14 protein-coding genes are annotated in these 19,964 nt (G+C 72.3%); 4 read left to right on the top strand and 10 right to left on the bottom strand.

Features of this window, described 5'->3' with window-relative positions; genetic code table 11:
- Positions 1-432 precede the first annotated feature (432 nt).
- Both H297_RS0120595 and H297_RS0120590 read right to left on the bottom strand, forming a co-directional pair.
- Positions 433-1,383 carry a GNAT family N-acetyltransferase gene (locus H297_RS0120595; RefSeq protein WP_027738600.1) on the bottom strand — a complete coding sequence of 317 codons (951 nt, stop codon included), beginning with the start codon at positions 1,381-1,383 and terminating at the stop codon, positions 433-435.
- A gap of 33 nt (positions 1,384-1,416) precedes the next feature.
- Positions 1,417-3,639, bottom strand: coding sequence for an IucA/IucC family protein (locus H297_RS0120590; RefSeq protein ID WP_027738599.1), 2,223 nt, complete (start codon positions 3,637-3,639; stop codon positions 1,417-1,419).
- 312 nt (positions 3,640-3,951) lie between these two features.
- Here H297_RS0120590 and H297_RS0120585 point away from each other — a divergent pair, with 312 nt between their 5' ends.
- Positions 3,952-5,175, top strand: a complete 1,224-nt coding sequence (locus tag H297_RS0120585) for a trypsin-like peptidase domain-containing protein (protein WP_027738598.1) — start codon at positions 3,952-3,954, stop codon at positions 5,173-5,175.
- A 492-nt stretch (positions 5,176-5,667) separates the two neighbouring features.
- Complete coding sequence (locus H297_RS0120580) at positions 5,668-6,879, top strand: hypothetical protein (protein WP_027738597.1); 1,212 nt, start codon at positions 5,668-5,670, stop codon at positions 6,877-6,879.
- Between the two features lie 136 nt (positions 6,880-7,015).
- Here H297_RS0120580 and hflX read toward each other — a convergent pair whose 3' ends face one another.
- The 6 genes from hflX to miaA all read right to left on the bottom strand — a co-directional run bounded on the left by hflX (position 7,016) and on the right by miaA (position 16,374).
- Positions 7,016-8,512 carry a GTPase HflX gene (gene hflX / locus H297_RS0120575; RefSeq protein ID WP_027738596.1) on the bottom strand — a complete coding sequence of 499 codons (1,497 nt, stop codon included), beginning with the start codon at positions 8,510-8,512 and terminating at the stop codon, positions 7,016-7,018.
- A 267-nt stretch (positions 8,513-8,779) separates the two neighbouring features.
- A complete protein-coding gene (locus H297_RS37520) occupies positions 8,780-10,369 on the bottom strand; it encodes a M1 family metallopeptidase (protein WP_078514378.1) in 1,590 nt (529 codons plus the stop codon).
- Between the two features lie 88 nt (positions 10,370-10,457).
- A complete protein-coding gene (locus H297_RS44430) occupies positions 10,458-13,295 on the bottom strand; it encodes a RelA/SpoT family protein (RefSeq protein WP_486589592.1) in 2,838 nt (945 codons plus the stop codon).
- Between the two features lie 150 nt (positions 13,296-13,445).
- Positions 13,446-14,324: a diaminopimelate epimerase gene (gene dapF / locus H297_RS0120560; protein WP_199787240.1), complete on the bottom strand. Its 879-nt coding sequence runs from the start codon at positions 14,322-14,324 to the stop codon at positions 13,446-13,448.
- Between the two features lie 55 nt (positions 14,325-14,379).
- On the bottom strand, positions 14,380-14,898 hold the full coding sequence (locus tag H297_RS37510; RefSeq protein WP_486589596.1) for a hypothetical protein: 519 nt from the start codon (positions 14,896-14,898) through the stop codon (positions 14,380-14,382).
- Between the two features lie 489 nt (positions 14,899-15,387).
- The gene (miaA, locus tag H297_RS0120550; protein WP_027738594.1) at positions 15,388-16,374 is read right to left on the bottom strand and encodes a tRNA (adenosine(37)-N6)-dimethylallyltransferase MiaA; all 987 of its coding nucleotides are present in this window, start codon (positions 16,372-16,374) and stop codon (positions 15,388-15,390) included.
- A gap of 183 nt (positions 16,375-16,557) precedes the next feature.
- Here miaA and H297_RS37505 point away from each other — a divergent pair, with 183 nt between their 5' ends.
- Positions 16,558-17,016 (top strand): hypothetical protein, encoded by a 459-nt coding sequence (locus tag H297_RS37505; RefSeq protein ID WP_037794897.1) that lies wholly within the window; start codon positions 16,558-16,560, stop codon positions 17,014-17,016.
- A 45-nt stretch (positions 17,017-17,061) separates the two neighbouring features.
- Complete coding sequence (locus tag H297_RS0120540) at positions 17,062-17,340, top strand: antitoxin (protein WP_027738593.1); 279 nt, start codon at positions 17,062-17,064, stop codon at positions 17,338-17,340.
- Positions 17,341-17,578: 238 nt separating this feature from the next.
- Here the strand turns inward: H297_RS0120540 and H297_RS0120535 are convergent, their stop codons facing one another.
- Both H297_RS0120535 and miaB read right to left on the bottom strand, forming a co-directional pair.
- Positions 17,579-18,286, bottom strand: coding sequence for a class III extradiol dioxygenase subunit B-like domain-containing protein (locus H297_RS0120535; RefSeq protein WP_027738592.1), 708 nt, complete (start codon positions 18,284-18,286; stop codon positions 17,579-17,581).
- Positions 18,287-18,407: 121 nt separating this feature from the next.
- On the bottom strand, positions 18,408-19,964 hold the full coding sequence (miaB, locus tag H297_RS0120530; RefSeq protein WP_027738591.1) for a tRNA (N6-isopentenyl adenosine(37)-C2)-methylthiotransferase MiaB: 1,557 nt from the start codon (positions 19,962-19,964) through the stop codon (positions 18,408-18,410).

Below are 19,964 nucleotides of genomic sequence, written 5' to 3'. Positions count from 1 at the left end.
GGATGGGTGAACAGGGACGTGTGCGCCAGGGCAGGGTCCGGGGTGTGCGAGGGGCCGGGGACGAAAGCGGGAGCCAGTCGGCGGACGGCCGAGCCGGGAGCCGAGCGGGACAGGAGCCGGGCGGGTTGCGGCCCCGCCCGGCCGGCTGGTCCGGGTCGGAGCCCGACGACTGCCCCACCAGGGCGTGATCCCCCCCGGTCGGACCGGATCGGCACGGGCACCTCGGAGCTGTCGCGTCGAGCCTCGCCGCCTGGGTCCGTCCGCCTCCGGCCTGCTCGCGCCGGGCCGTTCCGGCCGTATCGGGGCGGGGCTCACGGGCGCCGGTCCGGTGGCCGTGGGGCGGAGGCCGCACCCGAGACCGTAAGCACGAGGCACCGGTGCGCCACCTTGGCCGCTGCACCGAGCCGTCGGCCCGCGCCGCGACCGGCCGGCTCAGAGCACGTGACGCAGCGCGCGGTCCCGGACCATGAGAGCCGCGCGCTTGGTGGGGAGCTGGATCTCGGCGCTGAACCGGAAGCCCGCGCCGAGGAACGCCGCGACGGACGGGTCGTTGCGGATGTCCGGCTCCGCCAGCACCCGGGTGCACCGGGGACGGTGGTCGAGAACGAGATCGGCGACCGCGCGCAGCAGCGTCGTGCCGAGCCCCCTCCCCCGGTGCGCCACGCCCCCGATGAGCAGGTGCACCCCGGTGTCGTGCGGCCGGGTGCGGCAGTAGCGGGCGAGCGGGTCGAGGTCTGCGCGGTAGAGCTCCCAGTAGCTCATGGGGGTGCCGTCCAGGAGACCCAGGCAGGGGACGCTGCGGCCGTCGCCTTCGAGTTGCGGTCGCAGATGGGCCTCGGTGACCTGTTCGGGCCCGGACAGTTCCCAGAACGCCGCCACCGCGGGATCGTTCATCCAGGCGGAGACGAGCGGTACGTCGCGCGGCAGGCAGACGGGGACGAGCTGGAACGGTCCCGCCTCGGTCGCGGCAGCGGGCCAGTCCGCGGGGCCGTCCAGCAGTTCGCCCGGCGCCGGCGGGACGCAGGCGCTGCGGGACGCCCGGGACCGGGCGACAGCCACCTGTTCGGACGCCTCGTCCTGGCCCGGGTGCCCTGGCAACCCCTGCACTTCGTGCGCTGCGTGGGCCGAGCTCCGGGGCTGTGCCTGGCCCCGTAGCCGGTCCTGTGCCTGGTCGTAGGCCTCGCGCTGGGCGAGCAGCTCCGGCCACTCCTGGGGCAGTTCGAGGTTCAGGGTGTCCTCCGCGTCCTGGTCACCGGGGGCGGGCAGGTCCTCGTCGCTGCCGGCGCGTCCGGTCCCCGCCGTGCCTGCGGGCTCGGCACGCGGCCCCCCGTCGGCACGAGGGGTGCTGTCGGGGGGCGCGGAGCCCGGCTGGGGATGCGGCATGGCGGCGTCTCCTCTTCTGCGAGGGCCCGAGGGTCACGGAGCGAGCGGATTGTCGAGGCTGACGTAGACGGACTGGGTGTCGACCGGGCCGACCAGCTCGTCGAGGCCGTGCAGCCGGGTGAGCAGATTGGCCTTGCAGCGCAGCGCCGGGGACTCCAGCAACATTGCCGGGAGCCCGGACGCGGGCCTGTCACGGGCGGCGTCGCCCAGGAACCGGCGGAAGCCCGCGAGCAGCAGGCGCTCGTCGGCCAGTTGCTGCGAGCCGAAGGCGCCGATGAGGCCGAGAACGTTGTTGATGCCCAGGTAGTAGGCGAACCGCTCGTCGACGACGTCGTCGTCGACAAAGGTGTCACTGGCCTCACCGAGGCGGGCGCCGGGCAGCCGCCGGCTGAGCGCGTCGCGGTGGGAGGTCCTGAAGTAGTACCCCTGGTTGTCGCGGTAACGGCCGCCTCGCGGCCACCCGTCAGCGTCCAGCAGCACCAGTGTGTTCTGCTGGTGTGCCTCCAGCGCGATGCCCGCCTGTGCGTCGAGCCAGAGGACGGGCCTGACGACGGCGTCCAGATACCGGAGAAACCATTCGGTGGCCACCGCGCCCACAGACCGACCGGTGCGCTCGGCAAGCGCCGTCACCACGCCGGCGAGCCGCGACCGCAGCGCTTGCGTCGGCCCCTCCCCGCCGGGCACGGGCGCCGTCAGGCCGGCGAGGCAGACGGCGTCCTCGCCTGACCCGAACGGGTTGTGCCGGATGACGACGTCGAAGCCGGGCAGCCGCCCGTCGCCGGGCACGTCCACGCCGAGCCACGCGGGGTCGCGTACGACGTCGAAGCCGGGGTGCGCGGCCCGCCAGGCGGTACCCAGGTCGCCGCGTAGGAGACGGTGGATCTCCACGCCGCGCAGCAGCTCCTTGCGGAGGTTGTCCCGGCGGGAGTTGGTGATGCGAAGGCCGAGTGAGAGCTTGAGCATGGCGGGGCTGTCCGGCCGGAAGACGGTACGCACCGAAGAGGTCGGGTGCCAGTGCTCCCCCGACTGGCCGAGATCGTGGAGGAGACCGGCGTCGAGCAGGCCACGGACGGTGGTGCTGTGCCGCAGCTCACCCGCCTGCCAAGGGTGCAGGGGCAGCGGTACGCACTCGGCGGGGAGCCGGTCGGCCAGTGCCTGCCCGCACAGCCGCAGCGCGAGATCGGGTGCGGACACGGGCCTGCCGCGGTCCGTCCAGGCGGAGTCACCGGACAGAACGGAGCAGTGGGCCGCCATCCAGTGGAGCGGGAAGCTGCCGCGCAGCTCCGGCGAGTAGGCGCTCTCCTCCGTCTCGGAGAGCCCCTCGCGGCTCTTGGGCGTCGGGTGCAGCGGGTGCCCGAAAAGGAGGGCCTGCTCACCGACGAGGAAGGGGGCGGTTCCGGGAGGCGGTTCGGGGTGCCGGCGGCGGTCGGCCAGGAAGCGGGCGGTGCGGTGCACGGAGTCGGCCACCCGGCCGACGAGGGCAGCACCTTCGAGCACAGGGCTCGCCGGCACGGGGCTTTGCGGGGCGCGTCCGCCGGAGGGCGCCGGTGTGCAGTCCTGTGCGTGCGCCGGGGGGAGGCTTGCCTGCGGCTGCGGCTGCGCCGGGGAAGAGCGCGTCGGTGCGGAACTCATCCTGGCGGAGCTCGGAGACGCCGGGCTCGTCGAGGCGTTTGCACCAGTCGACCCCGCCGCACCGGCCATGCCCGTCCCATCAGCCACGTCTGTCCCATTGGCCGCGCCCGCCGCATCGGCCGCGTCCGCCCCGTCAGCCGGACCGGCCGTACCCGCCGCACCGGCCGTGGCGGCCTCACGTCCGATGAGGGCGGCGAGGGTGACGGCGTCCAGCGGCGCAGCGTTCTCCGGAGCGCCCTGGAGGTGCGGTACGTCGAAGCGGTGCCAGCCGCTGGGCGACCAGTGCCGCACCGGCACCAGCAGAGCGGTGCCGCTGGCGTCCAGCGGCACCCGCAGGATGTCGCCCTGGGGACGTGGCACACCCGTTTCCCGCACCCAGCAGCGCAGCAGGCTCTCCATCGCCGCCGCGTCGGCCGCCCTGCCGGGGTCGGAATGGTGCAGAGGGTCGCGCGTGGCGGGCCGCGCCGCGGGACGGTGGGTGAGCCGATGGGCCGCCTCGTCCTCCGGGAGGCCCTGCGGATGCGCGGTGCGCCGCTCCTGCGGGGGGACCATGGGCTCGATCAGGCGGGTCGGATTCGACCCGGCCGAGTCCTGCGGGCCGTCGGCTCCGGAGCGCGCGTTCACGGATGTCTCCTCAACTGGTGTCGACTGGGCGCGCCGGGCAGCGAGCCACTGTCCCCCTGACGTAGCAACGAGGCGAACGACGCCCGATCACGGGCCTATTGAAGATCTCTCTTCGGGGGCGCGGCACGGGAACCGGACCGGCACGGCGCGGAAGGCAGCCCGGGGGCGCATCGGGGCAAGCCGGGCCCGGGGGAACCGCGCACCCTGGTGTGCCCGTCCCGAACAGCACCGGGCATAGTGGGGGCGCTCCACTCGGCTAGGTTCATGACAAGTACACAGGCACGACGATCCACTTCAGGGGGAGTTCCAGCCATGCCATCCATAGCCAGGTCCGCGAGGCGCCGTCCGGCGTTGGCCGCGGCAGCGATCGCCGCCGTTCTGGCAGTCTCCGCGACGGCTTGCGGCCCGGAGGAGGACAAGGCGGACGACAAGCCCAGTGCCACGGCCTCCGAGACGAAGCCCAGCAAGGACCTCAAGCGGGACCTGGGGCTTCCGGACGACCTCCCCAAGGACCTGCCGACCTCGCTGGACGACCTGCAGAAGTGGAGGTCCGGTGCGTGGAAGAACTGGGACAGGGACCGCTGGCTGAAGGAGGCTAAGGACTTCTTCAACCCGATCATCGACGACCTGTGGGACCCGGACCGGATGAAGGACGCGGACGGCAACGACCGTAAGGTCGACGACTCGGACATCGACGACGGCAAGAGCGGCGGCAAGAACGGCACCGGGGAGGACGAGGGCGTCACCGACCCCACTCCCGACCCGGTCAAGGCCGCAGCGGTCAAGACGCCGTACACGTCTGACAACCTGCCCGTCGGCAAGGTCTTCATGGACACTCCCAAGGGCGCGATGGTCTGCTCCGGTGCGGTCGTCGAGGACCCGCGCCACCCGGGCAAGTCCAACCTCGTCGCCACGGCGGGCCACTGCGTGCACGGTGGCGCCGGCAAGGGCTGGTACCGCAACGTGGTGTTCGTGCCCGACTACAACCCCCAGGGCATGCCGAACGAGCAGTTGGCGAACGCCTCCAAGAGCGATGTCGCTCCGAAGGGCATCTGGTGGGCCAAGCGGGCCCGCACGACGGACCACTGGATCAAGAACGGTGCCGAACGTGGCGGCAAGGGCGCCCAGCAGGACTTCGCCGTTCTCCAGGTGCAGCCGGAGGACAAGACGGACAGCACCTCGCTGGAGGAGAAGGCCGGCGGCGCGGTGAAGCCGGCGTTCACCACGCCGCGGGTGAAGTCCATCAAGAGCCTCACGGCCGCTGGATACCCGGCGGCGCCGCCGTTCGACGGTGCGAAGATGTACCGCTGCACCGACAAGCCCGGTCGCCTCACCATCGACCCGGCCCAGCCGACGATGTACCGCATCGGCTGCACCATGACGGCCGGCTCCTCGGGCGGCCCGTGGCTGGACTCCTCCGGAACCCGGCTGCTGTCCGTGACCTCCATCGGCCCGGTCACCCAGGACTGGCTGGCGGGCGCACGCCTCGGCAAGGAAGCCAAGGGCGTCTACGACGCGCTCAGCCAGGAGGGCTGACACACGGTCGGACCGGTGTGCGCACACCGGTCCGACCCCCGCGGAACCGCACGGGGCGCGGCGCGCCTGACAACTGACGGCGCCGGCCGCGCACCCGCGGAGTCCGCCCTGGGCCCGTGCGCACCGGGGCCGCGACACCCGCCGGACGGTGCCTCGCCCGCCTACGCACACGAGCCATCGCTCCCCGTCCGTGTACGCACCCGGGCCAGCACGACTCGTCCACGTACACGCACAAGGCGCCGGTGCCGCCGGAGTGCCTGCCGGGAAGCCGGGCTCCGCTGCGCGGCCGACTCGCCGGGCAGCCACTCGCGAGGCAGCCGCCCACCGGCGCCGACTCGGCGAAGCCCTCGGCGAAAGCGTCGCACCCGCGTGCCCGCGCACACAGAACACTCACAGGAAGCGTCCGCGCGGAACGCCCGCACGACCGCACGGAAAGCCACAGGCTCCCGCTACCTCCCTCCCGTACGACTCCTTCCAGGGGGACCTCGAACCATGTCACGCATACACAGAACAGGACGCGGCCGCCCGGTCATGGCCGCCGCCGCACTCGCCGCGACGCTGGCCCTGACCGCCACGGCCTGCGGCTCGGGCGACGACTCCGGCAAGAAGACGGACACCAGGGCAGCCGCCTCCGACTCTCCGAAGGGCTCCGACAGTTCCGGTGGAGACAAGGACAGGATCGGCATCCCGGACAAGGTGCCGAAGGACCTTCCCACCTCGCTCAAGGACCTCGACGGGTGGCGGGGCGGGGCCTGGAAGAACTGGGACAAGGACCAGTGGGTGCGTGACGCGAAGGACTTCGTCAACCCCTACATCAAGGGTCACTGGAACCTGGGGCGGATGAAGAAGGCCCAGGACAACGAGAAGAACGTCCCCAAGAACATCGAGAGCACCTCGGGGACAGCCGACACCTCTCAGCCGCGCCCGGTGAAGACCCAGGCCGTCAAGACCCCTTACACCCGCAATGCCGCTCCGGCGGGCAAGGTCCTCATGGACACCCCGGAGGGGCCGAAGGTCTGCTCCGGGACGGTCGTGAAGGACCCGCGCCGCCCGGGCAAGTCCAACCTTGTCGCCACCGCGGGCCACTGCGTGCACTCGGGCCGCAGCGGCGGCTGGCTGCGCAACATCACCTTCATCCCGGCCTTCAACGACCGGGGCCTGGCCATGCCGTCGGTCAACAACGCGCCCCCGCAACAGGTGGCGCCCTACGGCGAGTGGTGGGTCAAGTGGGCGCAGACCACCGACTACTGGATCCAGAAGGGTGAGCACTCCGGAGGCGGCGGCTCCCAGCAGGACTTCGCCGTGCTGAGCGTCCAGCCTGTCGACAAGACCGGCAAGTCGCTGGAGGAGACCGTCGGCAACGCCGTGAAGGTCAACTTCGACGCGCCGTCGCTCTCCCGTATCCGGGGCGTCAGCAACTACGGTTACCCGGCCGCACCGCCGTTCGACGGCGCGAAGATGTACTCGTGCACGGACAAGCCGGGTGCGATGAGGATCGACCCGTCGCAGCCCGCGCTCTACCGCATCGGCTGCACCATGACGGGCGGATCCTCGGGCGGCGCCTGGCTCGTCAAGGGGGCCGGCGGCAAGCCGGAGCTGATCTCCGTCAACTCCATCGGCCCGCACCCGGCCACCTGGCTCGCCGGGCCCCGGCTGGGCAGGACTGCCAAGGGCGTCTTCGACGCCGCGGGCCAGAAGGGCTGACCCGCCGCTCGCACCCGGCACACGACAGGTCGGCCCCCTCCCGAGATCAGGAGGGGGCCGACCTGTTCGTCGCTGTAGGCATCGCTCCGAGCAGCGTTTCACCGCCGCAGGCGACGCTCCGCGCGTATCCCTTCCATCACCGCGCAGCGGCGGGCTGGAAGGCGCGCAGCTCCGCAGCCAGTTCCTCGTGCACCCGGGCCTTGAGCACGGTGCCGTGCTCGGTGTGCTCCTCGGAGAGCACCTCGCCCTGGTCGTGCACGCGGGAGACGAGCCTGCCCTCCGTGTACGGAAGCAGCACCTCCAGCTCCACCGACGGACGCGGCAGCTCCTCGTCGATCAGCTCCCGCAGCTCGTCGACGCCCTGCCCGGTGCGGGCGGAGACGACGAGCGCGTGCTTCTCGGTCCGCAGCAGCCGCTGGAGCACGAGCGGGTCTGCGGCGTCGGCCTTGTTGATCACGACGATCTCGGGCACGTCGACGGCACCGACGTCACGCACGACCTCACGCACCGCCGCAAGCTGTTCCTCCGGGTCGGGGTGGGAGCCGTCCACCACGTGCAGGATCAGGTCGGAGTCGCCGACCTCCTCCATGGTGGAGCGGAACGCCTCCACCAGGTGGTGCGGAAGGTGTCGTACGAAGCCGACGGTGTCGGCCAGCGTGTAGGCCCGGCCGCTGGGCGTCTCCGCCTTGCGGATGGTCGGGTCCAACGTGGCGAACAGCGCGTTCTCGACCAGCACCCCGGCTCCGGTCAGCCGGTTGAGGAGGGAGGACTTGCCGGCGTTGGTGTACCCGGCGATGGCGACCGAGGGGACCTTGTGCCGCCGGCGGTCCTGCCGCTGCACATCACGGCCGGTCTTCATGTCGGCGATCTCCCGGCGCATCTTCGCCATCTTCTCGCGGATGCGCCGCCGGTCCGTCTCGATCTTGGTCTCACCGGGGCCGCGGGTGGCCATGCCCCCGCCGGCCGAGCCGGAGCCACCGCCACCCATCTGCCGGGACAGCGACTGGCCCCAGCCCCGCAGCCTGGGAAGCATGTACTGCATCTGTGCGAGCGAGACCTGCGCCTTGCCCTCACGGGACTTGGCGTGCTGGGCGAAGATGTCGAGGATCAGGGCCGTGCGGTCGACGACCTTGACCTTGACGATGTCCTCCAGGTGGATGAGCTGGCCCGGGGACAGCTCACCGTCGCAGACCACCGTGTCGGCACCGGTCTCCAGGACGATGTCCCGCAGTTCCTCGGCCTTGCCGGAGCCGATGTACGTGGCCGCGTCGGGCTTGTCCCGGCGCTGGATGACGCCGTCGAGCACGAGCGCGCCCGCCGTCTCCGCGAGCGCCGCCAGCTCGGCGAGGGAATTGTCGGCGTCCTGCGCCGTCCCGGACGTCCAGACGCCGACCAGCACCACCCGCTCCAGGCGGAGCTGCCGGTACTCGACCTCTGTGACGTCCTCCAGCTCGGTGGAGAGACCGGCCACTCGCCGCAGTGCCGCCCGCTCGGAGCGGTCGAACTGATCACCGTCACGGGTTTCGTCGAGCGTGTGACTCAGAGCGACGTCCTCTTCCATCAGGGCGTCGGCTCGGCGGTTCGTCGTGGCGGAACGCTGGCCGTTCTGTGGAAGGGAGGAGGAGAGGGTCAAGTGGATCCTTAAGGTCGAAAGACATTTCCGTATCCGCAACAACGCCCCGGCGCCCGGGAAGATTCCCCGGGTGCCCACGGCCCCTGTCCTGGGACAGCGCCCAGGCGGCGCACGTCATGGCCCGAAGCCCATGACCGCGTGCTGTACCGCTGCGCCGCGCGGTCACCAGATGGTCGCACGACGCAGCGGTGTCGTCATCCGTATTCGACGTCAGTCATGAGATGCCCCGGCTCCGCAACGAGTGGACTGCCGGAGTTCTTGCGGTACTCATTGGTGGTGTGCGCGCTGCTCGTGGGCGGCCTTGTGCTGCTTGTCGGCGGTCTTCTTCTGCTCCTCGGGAGACTTCTGCTTCCAGTCCGGGTGGCCCGGCATGGGCGGGGTGGTCTTCCCGTAGAGCCACTTCTTCAGGAACGCGCTCTGGTCCTTCCCGGAGACCTCGCTCGCCAGCGCGATGAAGTCGGCGGTGTCGGCGTTGCCGTCGCGGTGGCGGGCCGGCCACTCCCTCTCCAGGCGCGCGAAGGCGTCCTTGCCGATGCGCTCCCGCAGCGCGTAGAGGACCACGGCCGAACCGTTGTAGACGATCGGGCTGAACAGGTCGATCTTTCCGTCGGTCTTGGCGGGCAGCAGCGCCGCGGGGGGCCCGTACCGCTTGCGCCAACTGTCGGACAGTTCGTACGAGGCCCGTGCCCGCTCCTCGACGGAGAAGCCACCACGCCCCGCCGCGTACGCCCACTCGTACCAGGTGGCGTGGCCCTCGTTCAGCCACAGGTCCGTCCAGCGGCGCGGGCTGACGCTGTCGCCGAACCACTGATGCGCCAGCTCGTGCATCATGAGGGACTCCTTGTACCAGGACGGGTACTGCGGATTGACGAGCAGGTCGCTCTCGAACAGCGAGAGCGTCTGGGTCTCCAGCTCGAATCCGGTCTGGGCCTCGGCGGCCAGGACGCCGTAGTTCTCGAACGGGTACTGACCGGCGCGCCGTTCCAGCCAGGCGATCTGGTCGGGAGTCTTCTTCAGCCACGGTTCCAGCGCCTTGCGCTGTTTGACGGGCACGACATGGCGCAGCGGCAGTCCGTGCGGGCCGGTGGCGCGGACGACGGCGGATCTGCCGATGGACACCTGGGCCAGTTCGGTGGCCATGGGGTGGCCCATGCGGTATGTCCACACGGTGTCGGCACCGCGCTTGCCCGCTCGGCTCTTCCCCACGGGCAGTCCGCCCGCCACCACGGTCAGGTCGCGCGGGGCGCGCACGTGGAAGGTGAACATCGCCTTGTCGGCGGGATGGTCGTTGGAGGGGAAGACGCGGTGTGCGGCGTCGGCCTGGTTGGCCATGGCCAGACCGTCCTTGGTGCGCACCCAGCCGCCGTTCTTCGTCGTCGGGTCGCTGGTGTGGTGCACCTCGATGTGCAGCCAGGAGCCGCGCGGCAGCGGCGTCCGAGGGGTGATCACCAGATCCTCGCCGACTCTGGCGTGCTGGGCAGGCAGGCCGTTGACCTCCACCGAGCGCACGTCGCCGCCGGCGAAGTCGAGATTGACGTGACGCATGTTCCCCGTGGTGACCTGCGCGTCGATGCGCGTGCGGGCGGTGAGGGGCTTCTTGTTGTCGCCGCTGTAGTCGAAGGCGATGTCGTAGGCGCGGACGTCGTAGCCGGGATTGCCCAGATGAGGGAAGAGAGGGTCGCCGATTCCGGCGGCCCCGGGTGCCGGAGGGAGGGCCGCGCCGACGAGCGCGAGGGCGGTCACGGTGACCGTACCGGCGACCGTGCAGCGGCGGCGCACCCTGCGGGAGGGTGCGCCGGAGAGGGCGTCGGAGCAGGCACCGGAACGGTCACGGGCGGTGAGGGCTGTACTGGCCATGGGTCATCGCTACCAGTGACCGGTGCCGGTGGTGATCTTCCTCGCCCGCGTCCACCCGAAAGGGGACGCGCACACGCCCGGGCGAACCTCAGTCGGAGAGGGGCCGCGAGGCGGAACGGCTCACGTCGTAGACGCCGGGCACGCGCCGCATCGCACGCATCAACGCGGGCAGTTCGGCAGCGTCGGGGAGCTGGAGCGTGTACGTGTGACGCACCCGCTGCTCGCGCGGCGGCTCCACGTCCGCCGCGACGACGGCCGCGCCGTGCACCGCGATGGCCTCCGTGAGGTCGGCGAGCAGCCGGGGCCGCCCGAGCGCCTCGGCCCGCAGGGTGACCCGGCACCCGGCCGCGCCCTGCTGCCAGCGCACCGGAAGCGTCAGGCGTCCCGCCGAAGCCATGCGGGCCACCGACTGGCAACCGTCCCGGTGCACCGTGACGGCGCCGCCGCGCACCGGAAACCCGGTGACCGCGTCGGTCGGTACCGGTGTGCAGCAACGGGCCAGCCGTACCGGGGTGTCCGGTCGGCCGGGTACGACTGGCACATTCTCCGGGTACCGCTCGCCACGCCGTCCCGTCCGCCCGGTGGCGCCCCTGCCACGCCGCGCTCCTCGTACGTCGCGCCCCGTGGAGCCCGGCACGTCGTGCCCGGACCCCCCGTCATCCGCTGGCTGCTGCTCCCATCGAGGATCCGTCACCCCGAAGGACGCCTCGGCGCGCATGGGAGCGACGGAGGAAGAAGCGGTCGCCGCCCGCTCGGAGGGGTCCTCCGGTACGGCGGCGGCCTCCGCATCTCCCGCGACATCGGAGGCAGCGTCTCTCCCGTCGGCTCCGGGCTGACCGGGAGCGCGTGTCGTGGCGCCGGGCGGCGCACCGAGCGCGGAGGCGGCAGCGGGCGACACGGTGGTGCCGCGGGAGCCGGAGCGGGAGGCTCCGTCGCCCCGACCGCCGGAGCCAGAGGCTCCGGTGTCGGTGAGGCCGGTGCGGGACGCTGCGGTGTCCAGGGTGCCGCTTTCCCGGACGTCAGAGGTCTCGGTGGCCGACGCGTCGGTGCCCGTACCCGCTCCGTAGGCGAGCGTGCCCGCGGTGGTGGGGATCGGCCCGGAGGCGCTCCTGCGGGCAGCCGCGGCGGAAGCCGTCCCGGCGTGAGTCGAAGCGGCGGGCGTCCCCGCTGCGGGGCCGGAACCGGTGCCGTCGGGACCGCTCGCGGGAGTCTCAGCGGCGGGAGCAGTGTCGGCGGACGCGCCGCGCGCGGGCGATGTGGGGGATCTGTCGGGCGCGGTGTCCGCCCGTCGGCCGTCGGGCGCGGCAAGCCACTCCCGGATGGCGAGCCGGGCGGACGGCGTCCGTACGTGGTCGAGCCATTCCGGCGCGGGCCCGGAGGGGTTTCCCTGGCTCGGTTCCAGGAAGAGCTGGAGCGCGTCACCGTCCCGCAGCACTGTGGTGAGGGCGGCCAGCCGTCCGTTGACGCGCGCCCCGATGCACCGGTGCCCGGCCTGCCCCAGCCGCGCGTACGCCGCGTCCACGCAGGTCGCTCCGGCGGGCAACGGCAGCGCGCCGCTCCCGAAGCGCTCCGTCCCGGGGACGGCGCAGTAGACGGTGATCTCCAGGTCCTGCGCCAGCTCGTCGCGCAGCTCCTGCCAGAAGGTGTTGGAGTCGGGTGCGTGGCTCTGCCATTCCAGGAGCCGGGAGAGCCAGCCGGGCCGCGTCGGATCGGCGCGCTCCGTCGTGCCGTCCCCGCGACCCACCGCGGACGCACCCTCGGCGGCCCCGGCCGTCTCGGCTCCTTCGGTCATTTCAGCGGCGTCGTGGGTGGCCTCGTGGGCGGCTTCCGCCGTGGCCGCCGCGTGCGGGTCGCCCAGGGCGATGACGCCGGTCTCGGCCACGCGGTGCATCCGGCGGGTACGCACCAGAACCTCGGCCACACGGCCGTCCTCGTCGGCGATGGCGGTGTGCAGCGACTGATAGAGGTTGAACTTGGGAACGGCGATGAAGTCCTTGAACGCGGAGACCAGTGGAGCGAAGCAGGTGTGCAACTCGCCCAGTACCGCGTAGCAGTCCGCGTCCTCCTCCACGAGCACCAGCAGGCGTGCGAAGTCGCAGTCGCCCAGCTCGCCGCGTTTGAGCCGCATCCGATGGACCGAAACGGTGTGCCGGGGGCGGATGAGCACCTGTGCGGCGATTCCGGCGTCCCGCAGGGTGCGGCGCACCTGGGCGGCCAGGCCTGTCAGCGGATCGGGCAAAGCGTTGTGTTCGCGGATCAACTCGCGCGTGCTCGCGTACTCTTCCGGGCGGAGCACGGCGAAGACCAGATCCTCCAGCTCGCTCTTGAGCGCCTGGATGCCCAGCCGCTCCGCGAGCGGGATGAGTACGTCTCGTGTGACGTGTGCGATGCGCACCTGTTTCTCGCGCCTCATGACGCCGAGAGTGCGCATGTTGTGCAGCCGGTCGGCGAGTTTGATCGCCATGACCCGCACGTCGTTCCCGGTGGCCAACAGCATCTTGCGGAACGTTTCGGGCTCCGCGGCCGACCCGTAGTCGACCTTTTCCAGCTTGGTGACGCCGTCCACCAGGTAGCACACCTGGTCACCGAATTCCTCACGCACCTGGTCGAGCGTGACCGCGGTGTCCTCCACCGTGTCGTGCAGCAGCGAGGCCGTGAGCGTGGTGGTCTCCGCGCCGAGCTGGGCCAGCAGCAGAGTGACCGCGAGAGGGTGGGTGATGTAGGGCTCGCCGCTCTTGCGCGTCTGTCCGCGGTGCGAGGACTCGGCCAGCACGTAAGCCCGCCTCAGCGGGCGCAGGTCGGCCCGCGGATGGTGTGCCCGGTGGACCTTGGCGACGTGCTCGATGGCGTCCGGCAGCGCGTGCCGTGAGGCGGCACCCAGCAGTGCCGCTCTGCTGAGCTTCCGCAGACCGCGCACCGCGCCCATGGCCACCTCCCGCTCGTACCGCGCCCCCGGGCCGGGGCTGCGATGCTACCGACCCCATCACGCGCCGATGACCGACTTCCGTCCGGGGTGAGGCGGATCACCCCATCGTGCGATGCCGGGCGCAGAGCCGGGCCCGGGTGCTCGGCGGCTCTACCGGAGCAGTGAGGGGTCGATCCGGCCCTCGGCGACGATCACGGCGGGGCCGGTCATCTCGATCTCCCCGTCGGCGCGCTCGGTGATCTCCAGCCGGCCCCCGGGCACGTCCACCGTGTACGTCACGGGGGTGCCGTCCACGCGCGGGTCGTGCCCGTCCCGCCGGGCGGCGGCCACCATGACCGCGCAGGCTCCGGTGCCGCAGGAGCGCGTCTCCCCGGCACCGCGTTCGTGCACCCGCAGCGCGACATGGCGCGGCCCCTGTCCGACGACGAACTCGACGTTGACGCCGTCCGGGTACGCGGTGGCGGGACGCACTTCCGGGGCCTCCAGCAGCGGGCCCGCGTCCGCCAGGTCGGCCACGAAGGCGACCGCGTGCGGGTTGCCCATGCCGACCTTGCGGGCCGGCCAGGTGTGCCCGGCTGCGCTGACGGTGATCCGGTCCGTCTCCTCGTCCCCGTCGGGCAGCCACGCCGCACCCATGCCGACCGTGACGGCGCCGTCCTTGGCGACGTGGGCCCGGCGCACACCCGCGCGGGTCGCAAGGGTGAGGTCGCCCGGCTCTGCCAGCCCGGCCCGCTCCAGGTAGTGGGCGAAGACCCGGGCGCCGTTGCCGCACATCTCGGCGACCGAACCGTCGCTGTTGCGGTAGTCCATGAACCACTCCGCGTCGGCGGCCATGGACACCGCCTCCGGGTGCGCCGCCGTGCGCACGGCGCGGAGCACGCCGTCGGCGCCGATGCCTGCCCTGCGGTCGCACAGGCGGGCGACCGCCGACGGCGACAGTTCGAGCACGCCGTCCGGGTCCGGGGTGATCACGAAGTCGTTCTCGGTGCCGTGGCCCTTGAGGAACGGCACGCCTGGTGCGCTGGTCACAGTTTTGATCGTACGGGAGCGTGGCGCGGTCCGCGGATCGGGGCAGGACCCCAGGTCAGTGGCGGAGCCGCTCGACCCGCCAGACAGCCAGCACGACCACGGTGCACACGACCACCGCGTAGACCAGCACGACGCGCCAGTCGGGGCGTCTGTTCGAGCCCCGGCCCGGGAGGCCCGGCCATGTGTGGCCCACCTTGCGGGCCGCCATCACTCCCCACCCCGCTGCGCAGCCGCACAGCAGCAGGCCGAGCATGGAGACCACGGCACCGGCGCTGCCCCCGGGCTCGAAGGCGAGCGGGAAGGCGAACATCAGTGAGCCGAGGGCGCCGAGCACCACGATGGGGGCGAGCTGCCAGAACCGCAGCTTGCGCTGGGGCCGCAACTCGTGCGACTCGACCGGCGGGCCGGCGGCCAGAGCTTCCTCCGGCGCCGCCTCCCCACCCGGCTCCGCGGCGGCGCCCACGGACCCGGCGTCGTCCCCTGTCGGCACGGCGTCGTCACCTGTGGGTGCATCGGCGCCGTCCGGCCCGGTACCGGCCTCCGCTGCCGGGTCGGTGGCCGGGGACTCGTCGATGTCCTGCGCCGCGTCGGTGTCCGGCCCCTCGTTCGGGCGCTGGACGGGACCGGCGCCGGACAGCGCGCCGCCGCCCGCGACCGCATCGCGGCCCGGGCCGCGGCCGGAATCCGGCACGGGAGCGTCGTGGGCCGCCGGGCCGGTGCTCGCCGCCGCAGTGACGCCCCGAGCCACGTCCGGGACCGGCTTGGCATCCGATCCCGGCAGCATGTCGATCCCTGGCATGTCATCGGCCCCTTGCACCGCGTCGGCCCCTGGCCCTGCAGCGGGCCGCGGCACCCTGTCGGGGTCCACGCCCGCGTCCGCGCCGGGATGCGGCGCCCTGACGGCGGGCGGCTCCACACCCGCCCGGGACGAGTTGTCGCGAGGGCCGGCCTCCATTGCCACACGCCCTCCCGACTCGCCCTGCACAGCTCCCAACGATGGACGATGATGACACGCCGACGGTAACGGGACGGTCGCGCAGGGCTTCCCGATGCCATCACGTGATCAGGATGTAACCGCCTTCATGAGCAACGCCAGCGCCGCACCGGGTAGTTCCCCGCGGTCGGCGACCGCTCCGCTGAGCCAGTGCACCCGGGGGTCGCGCCGGAACCAGCTGTCCTGACGGCGCGCGAACCGCTTCGTCGCGCGAATCGTCACCTCGCGTGCCTCGTCGAGCGCGTACTCACCGGAGAGCGCCGCGAGGACCTGCTGGTACCCCAGGGCCCGTGAGGCCGTGCGGCCCTCACGCAGCCCCTGCTTCTCCAGCTCGGCGACCTCCTCGACCAGTCCCGCATCCCACATGGCGTCCACCCGGCGGGCGATCCGCTCGTCCAGCTCCGGCCTGGCGACGTCGACGCCGATCTGCACGGTCTCGTAGAACGCCTCGTGGCCCGGCAGATTGGCGGTGAAGGGCCGGCCCGTGATCTCGATGACCTCCAGCGCACGGACGATCCTGCGGCCGTTGCCGGGCAGGATGACGCGAGCCGCCTCCGGGTCGGCCGCCGCCAGTCGCGCGTGCAGCGCCCCGGAGCCGTGTGCGGCCAGCTCCTCCTCCAGTCGGGCCCGCACGCCGGGGTCGGTGCCGGGGAACTCCATCCGGTCGAGCGCCCCGCGCACATACAGTCCCGAACCACCGACCAGCACGGGCACCCGCCCCTGGGCGCGCAACCTGTCGATCTCCGTACGGGCCAGCCGCTGGTACTCCGCGACACTCGCGGCCTCGGTGACCTCCCACACGTCGAGCAGGTGGTGGGGGACGCCTCGGCGCTCTTCGACGGTCAGCTTCGCGGTGCCGATGTCCATGCCGCGGTAGAGCTGCATCGAGTCGGCGTTGACGACCTCGCCGCCCAGCTCACGGGCGAGGGTGACCCCCAGGTCGGACTTGCCCGCGGCGGTGGGTCCGACGACGGCGACGACGGGCGGACCGTCCGACGGGGACTGCGGCGGCGCGGGCTCCGGTGAGGAGGGCTGAGTGGCGGCTCGGGCGTTCACCCGTCAAGTCTCGCAAACACGGTTTCGGCTTCTCGAACGAGCGACGTGACGCACCGTCCACGGGGTCGTTGCCCGTTGCGAGGTTCCGACAGCCGGTCTCCGTACCGGCGCCCCCGGGGCGGCGCAATGAGACGCTCCGCAAGGCGCGGGATTTCGCCCACACGAGTATGGTCTGGAGTAGATATGGGCGTCTTTGCGAAGCTTCTCCGTCGTTCGTCCAGCAAGTCAACACAGGGCACCCCCGAGGCCACCCCCGCGGAGGAAACGCAGGCGTCCGCCTCCCCCGGGCAGGCGTCGCAGGCCGACGCGGAGGAAGGTGACGGCGCCGACACCGCGGGGCCGCGCGCGGGTGAGCAGACCGCGGAAAGTACGACCTCCCGCGAAAGCCCGCCCGAGGCGCACAGGGACTCCTCGGCCGCTCCGGCCGACCCGGCGTCCGCGCCCGGCTCGGAGCTTCGGCAGGAGGGCTCGGGGAACTCGGCGCAGGGCGAGAACGTCGAGAGTGACACGGCCGACGCCGAGGCGGGCGCCGGACGTGCGACAGGCGTCGACGGGACCGACGAGGGCACCGTCGACATCCCCAAGCAGCAGTCCGCCGAGGAGGCCGCCGACAGCGAGTCCGGGGACAACGCCCGCAAGTAGGCCGTGCGGCACCAGCTCGTACGGCACGGCAGGAAGGTGACCGCGATGGGCTTCATGGACAAGGTCAAGAGCATGCTCGGCCAGCACGGTGACAAGGTCCAGCAAGGGCTGGACAAGGCCGCGAAGGCTGCGGACTCCAAGACCCAGGGCAAGTACAGCAGCCAGATCGACAGCGGCACCCGTAAGGCCAAGGACACCGCCCAACGGCTGGCCGACGAGGGGCGCGGCCAGGACGGCTCCGGCTCCGCCGGAGGCGGTGGCGGCGGTACGGGGCCCGCGGGCGGCGGAAGCGGTTCCGGGAGCTCCGGCAGCTCCGGGAGCTAGCGTTGCCGGAGTCGGGGGGCGCCCCTAACCGGCCCCGCGATGGGCGCCAGGGCCGACGCGCGGCCCGGAACCCGCCCGGGCCCGGCAGCGGCCCGGCAGCGGCCCGGCAGCGGCCCGGCAGCGGCCCGGCAGCGGGGACGTGCTGAGCGCACGCCCCCGCTGCCTTTTCGCGTCTTTCCCCGGCCGCCGACTGTCGGTTACCGGTCATCGGCAGACGGTCCGACGGGCGGCATGGGCCCTACGACCAGCTCGCGACCATGTACCCGACCCCGTAGGGGGCCTCGTCGTAGAAGAGGCGGCCGGCCAGGCCGGCTCCGGGGGCCGCGCCGGCGAGTGTCTGCCAGGAGGAGCGCCCCGCCGCCTGCAGGTCGTAGGCCAGCTCCTCGTCCAGCGCGAGCAGCGCCTCGGTGTCGGCGGCGCCGAGGGCACGAGCGGCTTCGGCGTCGAACGCGGCAGCCCGGTCGTCGAAGTAGCCCGGCGCCTTGAGAGTGCGGCAGTTGGTGCCGTCGCCCAGCACCAGCAGCGCGACACGGTCCGCGCTCTGCGCCAGCTCACGGCCCGCCTCCTCGCAGCGGGACCGCGTCAGTGGCTCGCCGATGCCGAGGCCCTCGACCGGGCAACTGGTCCAGTCGGTGCGCTCCAGCAGCCAGGCGCCCACCGTCAGGGAAGGCGGCAGCTCGCGCCGGGCGGGCTCGCCCTTGCCGAGGCTCACTTCCAGGGGGACGCCGAAGCCCGCGAAGGAGCCGCGCGCTCCCTGCGGGTGCGGGCCGCGGCCCGACTGTTCCGCGGGGCCGATCACATGAAGCTGGTCGGGGCGGGCGGCGGCCAGGACGCCGATGGCGTCGTAGCAGGCGGCGCGGGCGGCATCCATCTCGGCGGCGGCACCGCCCGCGACCTCGGGTACGAGCAGCGGGGGGCAGGGGCATACGGCTGCGGCGACAAGCATGGCGGGCAGCCTAAGTGCCCCGCGCACCACTTCCCACCCTCCCCGCGCCGTGACTCACCCGCGCGTGCGAGAACTTGTGAACAGGTGACGGCGGGACGCGTCACCGTGCTCCGCGGCGGAGTCAGGCCAGGCCGCATCCGCCGGTGGCCGTGGGCAGCGGCTCGGGGACGCCGACCGTGGGCAGTCCGAGCATCACGCCGGCGCCCTGCTGTGCCTGCTGTGCCTGCTGTGCCGCCTCGCTGGTGTTGCGGCGCTCCCATGCGTCGCCCGCGCGGGTGCGGCGCACGCTGGTGGCGGGGCCTTCGGCGAGCAGGTGGTGCGGGGCGGCGTAGGTGATCTCGACAGTCACCATGTCGCCGGGTCGCACGGGTTCCTCGGGGCGGGCGAAGTGCACCAGCCGGTTGTCGGGAGCGCGGCCGGACAGGCGCTGGGTGGCGTCGTCCTTGCGGCCCTCACCCTCGGCGACCATCAACTCCAGGGTGCGACCGACCTGCTTCTTGTTCTCCGCCCAGGAGATCTCCTCCTGCAGGGCCACCAGGCGCTCGTAGCGCTCCTGGACGACCTGCTTGGGGATCTGCCCGTCCATCTCGGCAGCGGGCGTACCGGGCCGCTTGCTGTACTGGAAGGTGAACGCCTGGGCGAACCGGGCCTCGCGGACGACGTGCAGCGTCTCGGCGAAGTCCTCCTCCGTCTCGCCGGGGAAGCCGACGATGATGTCGGTGGAGATCGCGGCGTCGGGGATGGCGGCGCGGACCTTCTCGATGATGCCGAGGAAGCGCTCCTGCCGGTAGGAGCGGCGCATGGCCTTCAGGACGCGCGAGGAGCCGGACTGGAGCGGCATGTGGAGCTGCGGCATCACGTTGGGTGTCTCGGCCATGGCAGCGATGACGTCGTCGGTGAAGTCGCGCGGGTGCGGGGAGGTGAAGCGGACGCGTTCGAGGCCGTCGACGCGGCCGCAGGCGCGCAGCAGCTTGCTGAAGGCCTCGCGGTCGCCGATGTCCGAGCCGTAGGCGTTGACGTTCTGGCCGAGCAGCGTGATCTCGGTGACGCCCTCTTCGACCAGGGTCTCCATCTCGGCGAGGATGTCGCCGGGCCGGCGGTCCTTCTCCTTGCCCCGCAGCTGCGGCACGATGCAGAAGGTGCAGGTGTTGTTGCAGCCGACGGAGATGGAGACCCAGGCCGCATAGGCGCTCTCGCGGCGGGTCGGCAGGGTGGAGGGGAACGCTTCGAGGGACTCGGCGATCTCGACCTGCGCCTCGCTCTGCGACCGTGCGCGCTCCAACAGCACGGGCAGCTTGCCCACGTTGTGGGTACCGAAGACGACGTCGACCCACGGGGCCTTCTTGACGATGGTGTCGCGGTCCTTCTGGGCCAGGCAGCCGCCCACGGCGATCTGCATACCCGGGCGGGCGGCCTTCTTGGGGGCGAGCTGGCCGAGGTTGCCGTAGAGCCGGTTGTCGGCGTTCTCGCGGACGGCGCAGGTGTTGAAGACGACGATGTCGGCGGCGTCCGCGTCCTGGGGCGCGCGTACGTATCCGGCGCCCTCCAGGAGGCCCGCCATCCGCTCGGAGTCGTGGACGTTCATCTGGCACCCGAAGGTGCGTACCTCGTACGTCCCCTTGACGTCCTGGACGGCCACCTGGACGTCCGCTTCCTGACTCCGGTCGCTACTGCTCAT

It is taken from the genome of Streptomyces sp. CNT360, from assembly GCF_000424785.1.
This window is presented reverse-complemented; position numbering and strand designations above follow the sequence as displayed.

Coding starts and splice junctions, on each gene's coding strand:
- H297_RS0120595 (WP_027738600.1), bottom strand. CDS start 1,383: ATGCCGCATCCCCAGCCGGGCTCCGCGCCCCCCGACAGCACCCCTCGT.
- H297_RS0120585 (WP_027738598.1), top strand. CDS start 3,952: ATGCCATCCATAGCCAGGTCCGCGAGGCGCCGTCCGGCGTTGGCCGCG.
- H297_RS0120580 (WP_027738597.1), top strand. CDS start 5,668: ATGTCACGCATACACAGAACAGGACGCGGCCGCCCGGTCATGGCCGCC.
- H297_RS37520 (WP_078514378.1), bottom strand. CDS start 10,369: ATGGCCAGTACAGCCCTCACCGCCCGTGACCGTTCCGGTGCCTGCTCC.
- H297_RS44430 (WP_486589592.1), bottom strand. CDS start 13,295: ATGGGCGCGGTGCGCGGTCTGCGGAAGCTCAGCAGAGCGGCACTGCTG.
- H297_RS37505 (WP_037794897.1), top strand. CDS start 16,558: ATGGGCGTCTTTGCGAAGCTTCTCCGTCGTTCGTCCAGCAAGTCAACA.
- H297_RS0120540 (WP_027738593.1), top strand. CDS start 17,062: ATGGGCTTCATGGACAAGGTCAAGAGCATGCTCGGCCAGCACGGTGAC.
- H297_RS0120535 (WP_027738592.1), bottom strand. CDS start 18,286: ATGCTTGTCGCCGCAGCCGTATGCCCCTGCCCCCCGCTGCTCGTACCC.
- miaB (WP_027738591.1), bottom strand. CDS start 19,964: ATGAGCAGTAGCGACCGGAGTCAGGAAGCGGACGTCCAGGTGGCCGTC.